Origin of the sequence: Parasphingorhabdus sp. (assembly GCF_965233695.1) — a bacterium.
Lineage (GTDB): Bacteria > Pseudomonadota > Alphaproteobacteria > Sphingomonadales > Sphingomonadaceae > Parasphingorhabdus.
In genome coordinates this window covers 936831-951996 of record NZ_OZ247497.1, presented here as the reverse complement: position 1 = coordinate 951996, position 15166 = coordinate 936831, and the positions used below count along the sequence as shown (strand labels likewise).

The following is a 15166-nucleotide window of genomic DNA, read 5'->3' as shown; positions in this document are numbered from 1 at the left end:
GCACCAGCTCGGCTTTTATCATTTTGATTCGTCGCCCTCCCTTGTGGAGGGCTCCAAAGGAGCCAAGCCCATGAAGGCTATCACCAAACAGACGCAGTCGGTCAAACCCGCAGACGTTGAAAAGAAATGGCATATTATTGATGCCGAAGATCTGGTTGTAGGCCGCGTTGCCACGATCATCGCCAACATCCTGCGCGGCAAGCACAAGCCCAGCTACACCCCGCATGTCGATTGCGGCGATCACGTCATCGTGATCAATGCGGGCAAGGTGAAGTTCACCGGCAACAAGACCAAACAGAAAGTCTATTACAAGCACACCGGTTATCCCGGCGGCCTGAAAGAGCGCACAGCGGAAAAAGTCCTTGAAGGTCAATTTCCCGAGCGTGTTTTGGAAAAAGCGGTTGAGCGCATGATTCCAAAAGGTCCACTTGGCTTTGCGCAGATGCGTAACCTGCACCTCTTCAATGGCACCGAGCATCCTTATGCCGGCCAAGATCCTCAGCCACTCGACGTGGCTTCCATGAACCGCAAGAACAAGGTGAGCGCATAATGTCTGATGTAAAAACCGATCTCGCTGATCTTAAAGAAATTGCTGGCGATGTTGTAACCGCTGCACCAGCTGAAGCCGGCGCAACAGAAACTGTTGAGCCACCCGTATCGACCATGCCACTGCGCGAGCAGGAGCTTGATCAATATGGCCGCGCTTATGCAACCGGTCGCCGTAAAGACGCGGTCGCCCGTGTCTGGCTGAAGCCCGGCAAAGGCAAGATCACCGTTAATGGCCGTGATCAGGAAACCTATTTCGCGCGCCCAACCCTGCGTCTGGTTCTTAACCAGGTTTTCGCCATTACCGAGCGCGAAGGCCAGTATGATGTCGACGTGACGGTTAAAGGCGGCGGACTGTCCGGCCAGGCTGGCGCTGTGAAACATGGTATTTCACAAGCTCTGACCAAATATGAACCAGCGCTTCGTGCCACGGTCAAAGCGGCAGGCTTCCTGACCCGCGACAGCCGTAAGGTCGAGCGTAAGAAATATGGTAAGGCGAAGGCGCGTAAGAGCTTCCAGTTCTCGAAACGCTAAACCTTATATTATATCCAAGTTTCGAAAGAGGCGGCCTGCGGGTCGCCTTTTTTATTGGTGATTCTGGTAGCGTTTCTGATGGAGAGAACAGCGCGAAATCGAACTATGATACCCATGATGACTATTTTGTACAATGCAGCGGTCGTGATTATCGCTAAACAGAATTCCGGAACAATAATGCGACCCGTTGTTTCACCGCCCCGTCTGGCTCCTCAAGCCGGCGGGGCCTTTTTTTGGATAATGGCAGTGTTTTCGTTTGAACTCCTGGTGCCATCATATGACCAGCAGCTTAGCCGGCCTTGATCCCAAAAAATCGAAGGGTGCATTGCAAAAATCCACGGCTACGATAGCAAGGCGGCAGTTCAATTCACGGGAGTGTAACTGAAATGATTTTCAACCGTCGCCAGTTTGGAGCAACCATGCTGGGAGCCGCCTTTGCGGGCCTGGCCACTCGGGCCTATGCCAACCTTCCATTTACAGGTAAAAATGAGGTGGCGGGCTATGGCGATTTGCTGTCCGATCCGGGCCGGCTTCTCGACCTGCCAGAGGGGTTTTCCTACAAAGTTATCTCGCGGCTTGGCAACCTGATGACTGACGGAATGGTTGTACCGAATTCCGCAGATGGCATGGGCTGTATCGATATTGGTGACGGCAAGGTTGCCTTGATCCGCAACCATGAGTTGGATCACCGCCAACTGGCCGAAGGGCCATTCCGCAGCATGGTGGGGCCTGAATTCAAGGCTTATGACCGACTCAGTGATAAATCCAAAATGCCCGTACCCGGCGGCACAACGACGCTGATCTACGACATGAATAAAGGTCGGGTGATGGAGGAATATCTGAGCCTTGTCGGCACCGTGCGCAACTGTTCGGGCGGCATCACCCCCTGGGGCAGCTGGCTGACCTGTGAAGAAAGCGCGCTCGAAGCTGGCGAAGGCGTGGACAAGAACCACGGTTATATTTTTGAAGTGCCCGCGGACCATAAGGGGCTTGTGGACCCTGTACCGTTGAAAGCCATGGGCTGCTTCGTCCATGAAGCGGTCTGCATTGATCCGCGCACGGGCATTGCCTATATGACGGAAGATCGCGGTAACAGTCTGTTCTATCGGTTCATTCCCAAGGTGAAAGGCAAACTGTCCGAGGGTGGTACGTTACAGGCATTGGCGCTGAAAGAAATATCCGATACGCGCAACTGGGACAGCGTGCAGATTACCCGCGGCAGCGCTCACCGTGCCGAATGGATCACATTGGATAATCCTGAACGAAGCGCGGGTGAAACGCGCGAACGCGGCGCAAAGCTGGGCGCGACATTATTTGCGCGCGGCGAGGGCATTTTCTGGGATGAGAAAGAGCAACAGCTTTTCTTTACCGCGACCAGCGGAGGCCCGAAAAAATTCGGACAGATTTTCCGCTACAAGCCGAGCAGGAAAGAAGGCGGTAGTGGCAAGCAGGGCAAGCTGGAACTGTTTCTCGAAAGCCAGGATCCGGCCATCTATAATCTTGGCGATAATATCTGTGTTATGCCCAACGGGCATCTGATGGTGTCGGAAGACCAATATACCGACATTACCAACAACCATCTGCGCGGCGTCACTCCGGACGGCAAAACATATATATTTGGCCGAACGCGCATCCAGACAGAATTTGCAGGTGCCTGTTTCTCACCAGATGGATCAACTATGTTTGTGAATCTCTATGCACCTACAACAACATTCGCAATTACCGGTCCCTGGGACAAGGTTGTCGGCTCATAATATTGCCAGAGGAAGTCCAAATCACCATCACCGCCCCATGTCTCGCTGAATGGTTCGGCTGGCCATATAGAAATGGAAAACTGACCAGATATACAGGCATTTGAAGATGATCATGGACCATTGCAGGCCTTTTGCATTGGCAGTATCGCAAGCGGCCTGGGCTGTGGAAACCAGATTTGTCGCCTTGCAGGCTTCCAATGATAAAGCGGGATCCATGCCTGACAGGAATGTTGAGTTTAATATGGTCGAAAGCCCGCCAATAAGCGGTGGTCCAAGACCATAGCCTAGCAAGTTGACGATGAACAATGTGATCGCGACGGCAGTCGCCCGCATCCGGCTATCAACAACGCCGCTTGGCACAGCATATAGCGGGCAAAGATAGGTATATAGGAGCATCTGTCCAACCATCATCAACGGGACGGCCAGCCATAGAGATTCGGCCAGATAGCCGGTCACATGCATGGGTATGACGCCGATCAGAGCAAGCATCGGTATCCACGCCAATGCTTTCGGGAACCGCTTTGCATATTTGTCAGCCAGAAAGCCCGACATATAGGTTCCGATGGATGCCATGACCGCCAGCGCCATTGCGATTTTCACAGAAGCGTCAAAAATTGATAATTCATGTGTGCGGATCAGGAACGATACCAGAAACTGGCCGACACCATAATTGACAAATGATGCGACGGTGACGCCCATGGTAACATGCCAATAAGATGGTTTCTCTGACAGGATTTTGAGCACCTCGCCAAAACCAACTTGTTCCTTGTTTTGCATTTCGAGCGGATCGGTATAGCCGCGCGGCGGTTCCTTTACCGTCATTTTCACAATTATTGCGACGATGATACCGGGAACGCCGACCACCACAAACGCAACGCGCCAACCTTCGATATTCTGCCAATCAAGCATGTTGACAGCCCACATCCAATTCCAGCTGGTCAGCAACGCGCCAATAGTGGCACCATCAAGACTGCCGACGATAAAGCCGCCAAAAACATAGGCCACCATCCCGCCAAGAGGAATACCCAACGCATAGACCGAAACTGCTGTGGAACGTTCGGCGGGGATGAAATAATCTGCGATGATGGAATTGGCTGGTGGCGAGCATCCTGCTTCCCCAATGCTTACCCCAATACGAAAGATGAAAAGCGCGATAAAACTGGTCGCAAACCCGCATAAAACGGTCATGAGGCTCCACAGCGCTACCGATGCTGCAATGATCCAGACGCGGTGATTTTTTTCCGAGAAACGCGCAATGGGAATGCCAACAAACGTGTAAAGAATCGCAAAGGCGGGACCGCCCAGCAGCCCCATTTGCCAATCCTCGACCCCGAATGACTCCTTGATAGGCTCGGTAAGTATGTTGATGATAGTGCGGTCGATGAAATTGAAGATATAAACCGTCAACAACGTACCCAGAATATATTTCCGGTAATTGCGGCTGCCATATCCCGTTTCGGGAGATCCATGACTGTCGGTTTGTGGGATGCTGCTCGCAGTGGCTTCGGCCAAATTCAAACTCCTGTCATGTTTCCCAATTGATGGTTACGCATGGATGTTATTGACGATACCCGATTTCAAAGTGAAGCAGCCGTCCGCAATTGAGAATGGCAGACCAATTCTTGTCGAAGCCCGGGCAGGCATCGCCTATTCTTTCGGCTTGGTTCCCGGCAGAGTGGTGGCCCTGCTATCTGACGGCGGGTGTGTTACCGGTGGCAAGGCACCGATGACGCCGTCGGGCGTCGCAATTGCCCGCATGCGAATATAGGCGGGGCGCGCCTGAATACGTTTCTGCCATGCCTGAATGTTCGGGAACTGCGTTTGATCAACCAAGTTCAGCTTAAACGCGACGTTGAGCGGCCAATCCATCATGATATCGGCGGCGGAAAATTCGGGGCCGCCAAACCACGGATTTTCTTTCAGATAATCTTCCGAATATTGCACAACATTTTCACTGTCGACCAGCATCGACCGCTGCTTCGGTGGATTGACGCGCCATGCCCGATAGTCGCTGAACAAACGTGCGGCCAAAGAGCCTTCAGCATAGTGCATCCATTTGATGTGGTGGGGATAGGCTTTGCTATCGATGGGCGGAACGAGTTTTCCGGGAGCGTGCCGGGAAAGAATCGTGTCGATTATGGCACCGGATTCTACGATAATGTCATCGCCATAGACAACTGTGGGTGCCATTGGCATGCCATGACCAAGCGCGCGAATTTGCATCATCGATGCCATCAGGTTTCCGCGAACATATTTCAGTTCGTAAGGCATGCCCAATTCTTCCATCAACCAGATAATCCGTTCGGATCGGCGGCCTTCAAGATGGTAGATTGTGATATCGGGAGCTGGCGTAGCGGCGGTCATTTTCTCCTCTTTTTCCGCTTGCATTGCTGCCTCTGTGGCAGGTTGGCTGGCCGCTAGGCCAAATGCCAGGAGACTGGCGCTCAATGAACTAAGCATGTCTCTTTTCCAATCCAACCATCTCCATCCTCCCTATTATTTTTTTGCATTTAAGCTTCTATTGAAAATATAGTCAATAATCTTGTTGGAGCGGTCGGACCAACTTGCTTGCCATCGCGGTCAGGGTTCCAGCTTCAAAGGTTGAATCCGGTTATTATAGTCATTCTGCACGGCGTTCATTGATCCCAAAATCATAGTGACAGTGATTTTCTCAATCTCTTCCCTGCTCATGTCGCTGTGGAGACAAAAGGCTCCCGCGGTTGCGGGGAGGCCGAAGGAAATATCTGTTACGGCTATGGCCAGGTCGATGGGAATATCAAAATTGGTCGCGACGATATCGGCAACATAATGAACGGCATCATTGCGGCTATAGTCCGTGGGGTCATGCCCGGCGGACAGGCTCGGCTCGGCTTGCAACCGTTCGACAATCAGCCCGCGTTCCTCGATATATTTGAGATATTGATGGGTGACGCCGCGTACAAGCTCTTCAAATGTCCGGGCTGCCTGTGCCTCCTGCGCCTGCAATTGTCGCAAGCATTTCAATTCGCGTTTCAAAAGGGCGCGAAGCAAATCTGTCAGGCTATCAAAATATGTATAGACAAGTGACTTGCTAATTCCGGCCTTTCTGCCGATCAGTTCCATGCTCAGCACGGCCACACCATCGCTCGCAACAATATCTGCCGTATGATCGAGGATCAACGACTTGCGTTTCTCTGGACTAAGGCGGCGCCTTTTGATGGAAGTTTCTTTATTCATTGTTTCAACTGTTACCATATTATGATTTGCTGATGAAGCACGAAGGCTGCCGGAATGGGAGCGATGTTCAAAAGCTTGTCGGATCGATCCACATCATGTCGTCAATCGATTCTGATTTCGGTGCAGAGACATTTTCCTGAATGGAAATCACATTTCCGTCGGGATCATGGGCATAATATATTTTCCAGCCCCTGCTGATCTTGGCCGGGCCGACCAGTTTAATTCCCAGTTTGGCCAGCCGATCGCGCTCTGCGTCAGCATCAGTGACTTCAAAGGCTGTCATATTATAGCCGATCTGATCGATTTTTGCAGGTTCATTGCGGGCTGGCGTTGCCGGTTTGACAAATTCCCAAAATTCAAGCTCGAGATTGCGGACGGCAAACCACGCGCTGCGCAGGGCCACGCCATCAATTGCGACGATATTATCCATATTCGGGAAGTTGGAATATTCACCGCGCCGTCTTGCGCCGTAACCGATAAACTTGGTGTAGAAATCAGCGATCCGGTCCGCATCCGACGTTGCTCCGCCAATGTGGGTTATCCAGGCGCTGTCCTGTCGGCGGGGTCTATCGACAGTCTCATTCTCGATGATGGTGCCGTCAGGATCTCGGCCATAGGCATAGGTGACACCATAGCCGCCCAAATCGACCGGAGCATTTCTGGAAACCATCTCCAGGCCGTTTTTTTGAAATTTTGGCAGGGCCGGATCGGTGGCCGGAGATTGAAAACACATATGGGTATATCCGGGGCCAATAACCGGTTTGACATAAGGCGGCGTGGGGGCGTCTGGATCAAAGTCGACCAGTGTTACAAAAACCGTCGGGGTTTTAATTAGCGCAATTTCGATATTTCCATATTGCCTGGCAGTCATTTCGGGATGATAGACTTGGCTGGCGGCGACCTTGTATCGACTGACCAGTTCAAACGGCACTGCATTTTGATAAAAGGCGATGCTCTGATCAATGTCCGACACTGTCTTGCCTATGAATCGCACGCCCTTGATCCTGGTGTTGCCCAGACTGGCCGGACGGAAAAAAGGCGTTTGCACGATGCGCGGCGGACTGGTTGCCGTGGCGACCGGGTCAGTGGCTGCGGTCTGCACACATGATGTCAGGGTCAGGCCGAGAGCAAAGCTCATGGAAAGAGTGACGATATTTAATTTGACCATGATTCCCTTCCTTAGTCGGCGCTGTAAACCAGCAGGACATTGCCGGGTATCTGTCCGAATTTGTCATAGCCGCTGTTGACGATAAGCAACCCGCCAGCGACGATGGGCCCAGCAGAATCTATTGAGCCACCCCGTGCGCTAACGCCATTCAGTGTTTCATATTCCCGCCGGGTATCGGTGCTCCACAATATCTCTCCACCGTCAGCTTTGTAGGCGCGCAATATGCCGTTCAGCGCACCAGCGAACACGACGCCCGGCATATGGGTTGGCGGGGCGGACAGAGCGGTCATGCATTTATGGGCCTTTTCCTCACAGACATTCGGCTCAAATTTGCTCCACAACGCTTTGCCTGTCGCGGGATCATATCCATGCAATCCCTGACGCGATGGTCCGATGGCGAACCGGTTGCCCGGCGTGTCGGCTATCCCGACAAACAGCGTGTTGCCGTCGGTTGCCATTCCCCAGTGCACACCGCTATTAAAGCCGCCCATGCCAGCCCGCGCTTCCCAGAGGATTTTGCCCCCGGCATCGGGATCCATGCCATAGAGCATCCCCGATTTCTGTCCCGCAAGAATGATATCCTTGCCATTGGCCATGGTCGTCAAAATCGGCGGCGCGCCAAAATCAAAGTCCGGGCCATCTTCCTTGGGACAATTGACCTGCGAGCCATTTTTCCCGCAAGCTGCGTTCCAGGCATCACCCGAAATCGTCTGCTGGACCCATTCAACCGCGCCGCTGTCAAGCTGCAATGCAATGATGGCATCGCTCTTGTCATTGGCGGGCGAGGAATAATTCTCACCAGTCCCGACATAGAGCAACCCGCGTTTGGCATCGACAGTCGGCGTTGACCAGATCGGTGCGCCCGAAGGCCCGTAATTCTGCGCACCTGCAGTATTTATGCTGGTCTTTTTCGGTTCCGGAACCGTGTAGAAACGCCATACCGGATCACCCGATTTCGCTTCCAATGCCAGCACCCCGCCGCGGAAGGTGCAACATTCATAGTCCGGAAGGTAGGCGTTGATAATCTCAAGCGAAGACATCGGAACATAGAGCCGCCCGTTATGCAGGGTTATGGAACCCGTTATGGTTCCAACCGGATGGTCCCGGACAGAACGTGTCCAGATCAGTTCTCCGTTTTTGGCATCCACTGCATACACGTTGGCATCCACATCGCCGAAATACAGGGTCTTTGCATTGCCGTTTCTATCGGTTGATATGGTTGGTGCGTTGCGGACTTCTGCCTTGGCTTCAAATGTCCACCAGACACAGCCGGTCTGGGTATCCAGAGCATAGAACAGACCGCTCTGGCTCCCGGTAAAGATGGCTTCTCCAGTTACTGCTGGTTGGGAGCGGGCGCGTGCGGAGCCGGGAAAACCAAAAGCCCATTTCAATTTCAGATTAGGCACGTCCTTGGCGGTGATACCGGCATTTGCCGTGGATTGAAAACGGACATTACCTTTGCTGTTCCCCCATCGGTTCCACAGCGGTTTGGAGAGGCTTAGCTGGCCTTTGCACCGATATTCTTTGGCGTTTGCAAATGCGCTTTCGCTGCTTGGACTTGCCAGATAGTCGGCAATGATCCGTATCTCGATCGGCGTCATCATCGACGCCTGGGTTTTCATACTGCCGGTCGAAAGCGACGCCCGGATCGCTTCCACGCCATTTAGCTGAAGGGCTGCTTTGGTTGGCGCTTCCGCGTTGCCGCCATCGTGACATGCCGCGCAATGTTTTTGGTAAAGCTCCTCGCCCGGATTACCCCGCGCCTCTGTTTGTTCGGGCGCGACGATTTGCGATTCAGCATCCGGTTGATTACAGGCTGACAAGCCAAGAGGTGCCAATGTCAGCGGCGCAATTAGTAGCAAAAATCGGCGCATTACCTGTCCAGCATTCCCAGTTCTGCTGCGTCCTGCAAGAAGGGTTTGACAGGCGCAATCTATTGTTGTTGACTATTAGTACAATAAAGCGCCTGTGTTATAAAGCAATGGCAAACAGATTGGTGGAGGAGAGAGAATGGCCTTTCCGAAGAGCATGGCCGCGCTGATAGCCTTGCTTGTTCTCACAAGCTGCATGGAGATCGGTCCTGCTGTAAAAAGCCCGGCTCCGCTGGATTCTGTTCAACCCATCGACGCCCCTGATCCGGCGGTTATCTTCGCCAATGCCAATGGCTCAGGCGATGTGAAATACAAAGAAGGCTATTTCGGTTCCGGCGACACCCGGCTGCATTATGTCGAAGCTGGCAAGGGGCCGCTGATCATTTTCTATCACGGGTTTCCCTCCTTCTGGTACAGCTGGTTTGATCAGATGGAAGCTTTGAAAGGCCGGTATCGGGTTGTTGCTGTGGATGCTTTGGGTTCTGGTCTGTCCGCCAAGCCGCATCATCTGGAATCCTATGATATTGCAAATCTGGCGTCCCAATTGGATGCGCTTTCCCGCCATCTCGGCGGTGACGAGAAATACATATTAATTGGCCATGATTGGGGTTCGGTCCTGGCACTGTCCTACGCGCAAGCCTATCCTGATCGTCTGCACAAAGTGGTAGGCATGAGCGCGCCGCCGCTCAATCTGTTCCTCAAACATGCGGCAACAGACAAGGAACAACAGCGCCGAAATCAATATATGCAGCGTTTCCGGGCCACGACGTTGGAGATGCTTGGCTCTAGTAATGCAATCGAGACCGTTCGGGTTTCATCATATGGCAAGCTCGTCGAGCGAGGTGATCTCTCGCTTGGAGAATTTGAACTGTTCAACAATGCCTTGTCGAGCAACGAAATGCTCTATGCAGCGATGAACTGGTACCGGGCCAATATTCCGCCGTTTGAGGAAGTAACGGATGCCGACCTGTGGCCCGGTCCTGACGCCAAAATCACCATGCCCGGCCTGTTTGTCTGGGGCGAGGAGGATCAGGTTTTTGTGCCTGCGCTTATTGACCAGGTCGAGAATGCCGGGCCGGACATGCGAACAATCCGGCTAAACGGAATTAATCATTGGACGTCCATGCAGCAGCCTGAACGCGCGACCAAAGCGATTATCGAATTTCTGGAGAAATAGACCAATGCAAAATCTGTCCGGCAAATGCGCAAGCCAATCACAACCCACGCGACGCGGCGTCATGGCTCTCTTGTCGGCCATGTTATTGTCGGCCATGTTATTGTCGGCATGTGCAGCCACGCAAACAGGGTCCATCGCAGCAGCTGCCGCGCCAGAAACACAGGCAGCCCTCGTCGAACGTGCACAGGAAATCCATCGGCAAAGTCTGGTGCTTGATGCCCATGCGGATATCGTGCTGCCCTCAACATCAAAAACCTATCTGGGGGCAGATGGTCTATCAAAAGTTGACCCGGCAAAGCTGCGAGCAGGGGGTTTCAACGCCGTGGTGATGGCGGTCGCCGTTGGCCCTGGCCCTCGAACAACGGAAGGCCGCATGCTGGCGCGAGCGGAAGCGGATGCGAAGCTGGATGCGGTTTCACAAATGATCGCGCAAGATAAGAATCTGGCGCTCGCCCTGTCGCCGACTGATGTCGAAAAATTGCATGCTGATGCAAAGACTTCCATTATACTGGGCTTTCAGAATGCCCGGTCACTGAATGGCCAAGTTGATACACTGGATCAATATTATGCTGCCGGCGTTCGTCTGTTTGGCCTGAACCATTTGGGCCATAATGATTTTTCTGACAGTTCGCGCCCTTTATATATTGCCGAAACGCGGTCTTACGAAGCAGCCGAAGAGCATGGTGGCTTGTCGCCTCTGGGCATCGCAGCGGTAAAGCGTATCAATGCGTTGGGTGGCATGATCGATGTTTCACAAATGTCGAAAGCCGCGACATTGCAAACGATAAAGCTTTCGCGATCCCCGGTTGTCGCCAGCCATTCCAATGTGCGCAACCTATCCAATGTGTCCCGTAATCTTTCGGACGAAGAAATAGATCTTATTGCCGAAAAGGGTGGCGTGATTCATCTGGCCGCCTTTGGCGCCTATCTGGTTGATCTTTCCGATCCCGAATTATTGGCTTCTATCCTGAAAGTCCGGCGAGATGCCGGATTGCCTGACGTCTATTCCTACCCCTACGAACTTTATTGGGAAATAGCAGACCCCAAAAAGCGCCAGTCGTTTCTGCGTGCGATGCGGGCTGTGATTGGTCCGGGTTCCGTCGATCGTTTGGTTGACCATATAGATTATGTTGTGAACCGCGTGGGGATCGATCATGTCGGGATTGGCAGCGATTTCAATCATGGCGGCGGGGTTTCTGGATTCGCGGATGCCAGTGACGCGCTGAATGTAACGATCGCCTTGGTCAAACGCGGATATTCGGCTGAACAGGTTGAGAAAATCTGGGGTAAAAATTTTCTCAGAGTGTTTCGCGCGGCCCAGAATCTGGCAGATCCAGTCAATTAAGTCCCATTGCCTTTTGCAGTGATATATCCGAAATCTTGAACGAGATTTTCAATGTGATGCTTCGTCAATCAATATTGACTAATGTTCTAATTGCATTAACCCTTGCTCTTGGAGAAAAAATTATATCGCCACAAAGAGGGCGCTGGGATCGAATTTACATAGTTTGATTTACAGAATTTTAGGGAGGGAACCATCATGAATAAATCACTATTGCGTTGCACAAGTGCGCTTAGCGCTGTCGTATTTTCGGCCACGGTAGCTCCGAATATGGCTCATGCTCAGGACGCGCAAGAAGCGGACAATGACGAAAATATCATTGTTGTAACCGGTAGCTTCATTCGCGGCACACCAGAAGATGCAGCCCAACCTGTGGATGTTTTCTCTTCGGCGGATCTCGATAGCGCGGGTGTTTCCTCCCCACTTGAATTTATCAAGGATCTGCCTCAGGTCGGTAGTGTATTGGGCGATTCCAATCAATTTTCCACAAATGCGCAAGGCAATCAGGGCCTCGGTTCCATCAACCTGCGCGGTTTGGGGCCGCAGCGTACTCTGGTGCTGTTTAACGGCAGAAGGACTTTAACGGCACCGGGCGCGGTCGGTGGTGGCTTTGGTGATACAAACTCGGTTCCGCTTTTCGCGCTCGAACGCATTGAAATTCTGAAAGACGGTGCGGCGGCAACCTATGGTTCGGATGCTATTGCCGGCGTGGCCAACTTCATCACCAAAAAGGGTTTTGAAGGCGTCGAGATCAAAAGCGATTATGAATTCGTCAATGGTTCCGATGACAATTACACTGCATCAATATTGGTCGGGAAGACCTTTGGCAACGTGAACATCATGGCGGGTTTCGGCTGGCAGCATCGTTCCGAATTGCCGACAACTGAACGTGACTATGCATCGCAACCCTATGATGTAAATCCTGCGGCATGGTCCGCTCTGTCGACGCCGGGCACATTTACCGTGGTTGGTGCTGGCGGCGCTGTTCCGATTGCGCCGGGTGTTGCCTTGCAACCCGATAGAGGTTGTAACGACCTTGGCGGCGTTGCTGACGGCGTGGTTTGCCGGTTCAGCTTCATCCCGTTTGATAATCTTGTCGAAGAGACGGACCGTTATCAGGGCTACATTCAAGCAGATGTGGACCTGTCTGATACTTTCCGTTTTCGTGGTGAATTCACCTATGCGCAGACCGATCTGGACTCTATTGGCACATCTCCCGGCTATCCGCCTTTACAGGGTCCTGGCGGAGCGCGGCTGGGCGGTGGTTTCACTGTCTCACCCGATAATCCAGGTGTCGCTCCTTTTGTGGCGCAAAATGGTTTGACTGGAACCCCGGCAGCGATAGGTATTTTCCTTTGGCGACCATTTGGTTGGCTGGGTAATCCAACCGATCCACGCGGATCGGGGCGTCAATTTGCGAATAACAAGGCCTATAGATTTTCCGGTACTTTTGAAAAAGACTTTTCAGAATCATTCCGGGGCCAATTCTCGCTCACGATGATGAACTATGATCGTCGCAGCGGTTCGCCCGGTATCGTGGGCTCCAGGTTGCAAGCGGCCTTAAATGGTCTTGGCGGTCCGGATTGTACCGGCACTACACCAGGAGCCCCTGGATGCTTGTGGTTCAATCCATTCTCCAATGCGGGACCAGGCAATCCCACATTAGGTCTCGATAACCCCTTCTATGTTCCGGGCAATGAAAATTCCCCAGCCCTTGTCGAATGGCTTACGGAACCAAATGGCAATGACCAGAGCGAGGATACAGTTGTCGCTGATCTGATTTTCTCTGGTGAAATGGGTCTGGATCTGGGCGGCGGAGCCGTGGGTTGGGCCGCCGGCATGCAATATCGCAAGACCCGTTTCCGCAACAAGCCGCTAAACGAGTTTGGTAATCTGGATCTCAATCCATGTCCGATATTGGGCGATCAATCCTGTGTGGGCGGTGCACTAGACGGTGCAGGCTCTTTCATCTTCCTTGGGGGTCAACGCAATGCCCGATTGACGCAAGACGTCAAAGCGGTTTTTGCCGAAGTTCTTGTTCCGATTACGGACACGTTCGAGATAACTGCAGCGGCCCGTTTCGAAGATTATGGGGGATCGATTGGTTCGACCTTTAATCCCAAAGGCTCGGTGCGTTGGGAGCCGATGGATTGGCTGGTGCTCCGCGGTTCGGTCGGGACGACCTTCCGTGCACCTCTGGCTTCCCAGGTGTCCCCCAACGCCATCACTTCGCTGGCTGGTTTGGCGGCAGCGGCCGGTAACTTTAAGGCTGTCGACATCGCCGGCAACCCGACGGATCTGGGACCTGAAACCGCATTTACCTATAATGTCGGCGCCATTGTCAATTTCAGCGGCTTCAACTTCTCGGTAGACTATTGGAGTTTCGATTTCGAAGATGAAATCACAACAACTGATGGTCAGGCAATTGCTACCTCTGTTATTTCGGCTGTTGATGCTCAAGGCGCCCCGCTTTTGGATGCTGGCGGAAACCGACTGGCTGACTGTTCCAATCCGTTTGTCGGGTTGATTACCTTCGATGGTGGAGCCTGTGTGCAAGGCACAACCAACGGACTGAATATCTCTCGTGTGTTCACCCAATGGGTCAATGGTCCAAAAACCAAGACGACAGGACTGGACTTTGCGGCAAGCTACACGACCGACATCGGCAACGGCGTTCTGACAATCGGGGCAAATGCGAGCCATATCCTGACTTACAAAGTCGGTGATTTTAACCTGAACGGGGCCTTGTTACGCGAAGGCTTTAGTGCAGTCGGGAAGGCCAATCTGGATCGCTTGCCGGGTACGATCGCGCCATGGCGGGGTAATGCTTATGTTAACTTCAATATCAGTGGGTTCAATGCGCGTTATGGTGTGAAATATGTGGACGGTGTCGTTGATGAACGCTGCCCGGCTCTGCCTGATCCGTGCGCGACCACCAGTTTTGGTCCCACAGATTTTGGCCGGAATATTTCCAGCTTTACGCAACATGACATCCATTTGGCCTATGATCTGCCGATCTCGGCTTTTGATGCTCAGCTACAATTCTCCGTAGAGAATTTCACCGATGCGGATGCACCTTCCGCAAGGGTGCCGCTAGGATATAACCCGTTCACCGGCAATCCGTTGGGCCGGATTTGGAGACTTGGCGCCAAAGTTGGATTCTAGTCTGTGGGGACAGACTGGAAAACCCGCTAGTCAGGTTTATTCTCTCAATTCTGGCTGGAAAAATGGGGGTAGGCAGCAATGCTTACCCCTTTTTCGTGGCGAGGCTTTTTGCTGGCCGCGCATGGGGATTCGCCTGTCCCTGTATTGCATTCGCGTCAGTGCATTCGCTTCGCCATTCGATCCGTATCAATGACGACCATCCTGTCCGATCAACTATTCCATAGTCCGAAACGACACGGGAATTTGTAAGCGGGATATTGATGCTGCTATCTCCTGTTTGGCCCAACCGCCATTTAGCCAGTGACGGATATCGTGATGTTATGGTAACTGACGATACAGCGTGCAAATATTCGACGGTCCAATTCAAAGCGACCATGCCAATGACCCGACTGG

At 52.7% G+C, this 15166-nt stretch carries 11 protein-coding genes; 6 read left to right on the top strand and 5 right to left on the bottom strand.

Going from position 1 to position 15166, the window contains the following annotated elements; all coding sequences use genetic code 11:
- Window positions 1-70 precede the first annotated feature (70 nt).
- From rplM to ACO6S1_RS04385, 3 genes are all read left to right on the top strand, one after another.
- Window positions 71-550, top strand: a complete 480-nt coding sequence (gene rplM, locus ACO6S1_RS04395; RefSeq protein ID WP_422345116.1) for a 50S ribosomal protein L13 — start codon at window positions 71-73, stop codon at window positions 548-550.
- The gene (gene rpsI, locus ACO6S1_RS04390; protein WP_422345115.1) at window positions 550-1080 is read left to right on the top strand and encodes a 30S ribosomal protein S9; all 531 of its coding nucleotides are present in this window, start codon (window positions 550-552) and stop codon (window positions 1078-1080) included. The genes rplM and rpsI overlap by 1 nt, the downstream gene beginning before the upstream one ends.
- Window positions 1081-1466: 386 nt before the next feature.
- Entirely contained in the window at window positions 1467-2834 is a 1368-nt protein-coding gene (locus ACO6S1_RS04385) for an alkaline phosphatase PhoX (RefSeq protein WP_422345114.1), read from the top strand.
- Window positions 2835-2861: 27 nt separating this feature from the next.
- On the opposite strand, the gene ACO6S1_RS04380 is transcribed toward ACO6S1_RS04385, so the two are convergent.
- The 5 genes from ACO6S1_RS04380 to ACO6S1_RS04360 all read right to left on the bottom strand — a co-directional run bounded on the left by ACO6S1_RS04380 (window position 2862) and on the right by ACO6S1_RS04360 (window position 9092).
- The gene (locus ACO6S1_RS04380; RefSeq protein ID WP_422345113.1) at window positions 2862-4346 is read right to left on the bottom strand and encodes a spinster family MFS transporter; all 1485 of its coding nucleotides are present in this window, start codon (window positions 4344-4346) and stop codon (window positions 2862-2864) included.
- Between the two features lie 135 nt (window positions 4347-4481).
- Complete coding sequence (locus ACO6S1_RS04375; RefSeq protein WP_422345112.1) at window positions 4482-5294, bottom strand: glutathione S-transferase family protein; 813 nt, start codon at window positions 5292-5294, stop codon at window positions 4482-4484.
- 120 nt (window positions 5295-5414) lie between these two features.
- Entirely contained in the window at window positions 5415-6050 is a 636-nt protein-coding gene (locus ACO6S1_RS04370; RefSeq protein ID WP_422345111.1) for a TetR/AcrR family transcriptional regulator, read from the bottom strand.
- A gap of 67 nt (window positions 6051-6117) precedes the next feature.
- A complete protein-coding gene (locus ACO6S1_RS04365) occupies window positions 6118-7218 on the bottom strand; it encodes a VOC family protein (RefSeq protein ID WP_422345110.1) in 1101 nt (366 codons plus the stop codon).
- Window positions 7219-7229: 11 nt separating this feature from the next.
- Window positions 7230-9092 carry a PQQ-binding-like beta-propeller repeat protein gene (locus ACO6S1_RS04360; protein ID WP_422345109.1) on the bottom strand — a complete coding sequence of 621 codons (1863 nt, stop codon included), beginning with the start codon at window positions 9090-9092 and terminating at the stop codon, window positions 7230-7232.
- A 136-nt stretch (window positions 9093-9228) separates the two neighbouring features.
- Between ACO6S1_RS04360 and ACO6S1_RS04355 the strand changes: the two genes are divergently transcribed.
- The 3 genes from ACO6S1_RS04355 (at window position 9229) to ACO6S1_RS04345 (ending at window position 14773) form a co-directional block, all read left to right on the top strand.
- Entirely contained in the window at window positions 9229-10266 is a 1038-nt protein-coding gene (locus ACO6S1_RS04355) for an alpha/beta fold hydrolase (RefSeq protein WP_422345108.1), read from the top strand.
- Window positions 10267-10270: 4 nt separating this feature from the next.
- Window positions 10271-11611 carry a dipeptidase gene (locus tag ACO6S1_RS04350; RefSeq protein WP_422345107.1) on the top strand — a complete coding sequence of 447 codons (1341 nt, stop codon included), beginning with the start codon at window positions 10271-10273 and terminating at the stop codon, window positions 11609-11611.
- A 195-nt stretch (window positions 11612-11806) separates the two neighbouring features.
- Window positions 11807-14773, top strand: coding sequence for a TonB-dependent receptor domain-containing protein (locus ACO6S1_RS04345; RefSeq protein WP_422345106.1), 2967 nt, complete (start codon window positions 11807-11809; stop codon window positions 14771-14773).
- Window positions 14774-15166 lie beyond the last annotated feature (393 nt).

What these genes read in the sequence shown, in the direction of transcription:
- rplM (WP_422345116.1), top strand. Translation starts at nt 71, where the DNA reads ATGAAGGCTATCACCAAACAGACGCAGTCGGTCAAACCCGCAGACGTT.
- rpsI (WP_422345115.1), top strand. Translation starts at nt 550, where the DNA reads ATGTCTGATGTAAAAACCGATCTCGCTGATCTTAAAGAAATTGCTGGC.
- ACO6S1_RS04385 (WP_422345114.1), top strand. Translation starts at nt 1,467, where the DNA reads ATGATTTTCAACCGTCGCCAGTTTGGAGCAACCATGCTGGGAGCCGCC.
- ACO6S1_RS04375 (WP_422345112.1), bottom strand. Translation starts at nt 5,294, where the DNA reads ATGCTTAGTTCATTGAGCGCCAGTCTCCTGGCATTTGGCCTAGCGGCC.
- ACO6S1_RS04370 (WP_422345111.1), bottom strand. Translation starts at nt 6,050, where the DNA reads ATGAATAAAGAAACTTCCATCAAAAGGCGCCGCCTTAGTCCAGAGAAA.
- ACO6S1_RS04365 (WP_422345110.1), bottom strand. Translation starts at nt 7,218, where the DNA reads ATGGTCAAATTAAATATCGTCACTCTTTCCATGAGCTTTGCTCTCGGC.
- ACO6S1_RS04360 (WP_422345109.1), bottom strand. Translation starts at nt 9,092, where the DNA reads ATGCGCCGATTTTTGCTACTAATTGCGCCGCTGACATTGGCACCTCTT.
- ACO6S1_RS04355 (WP_422345108.1), top strand. Translation starts at nt 9,229, where the DNA reads ATGGCCTTTCCGAAGAGCATGGCCGCGCTGATAGCCTTGCTTGTTCTC.
- ACO6S1_RS04350 (WP_422345107.1), top strand. Translation starts at nt 10,271, where the DNA reads ATGCAAAATCTGTCCGGCAAATGCGCAAGCCAATCACAACCCACGCGA.
- ACO6S1_RS04345 (WP_422345106.1), top strand. Translation starts at nt 11,807, where the DNA reads ATGAATAAATCACTATTGCGTTGCACAAGTGCGCTTAGCGCTGTCGTA.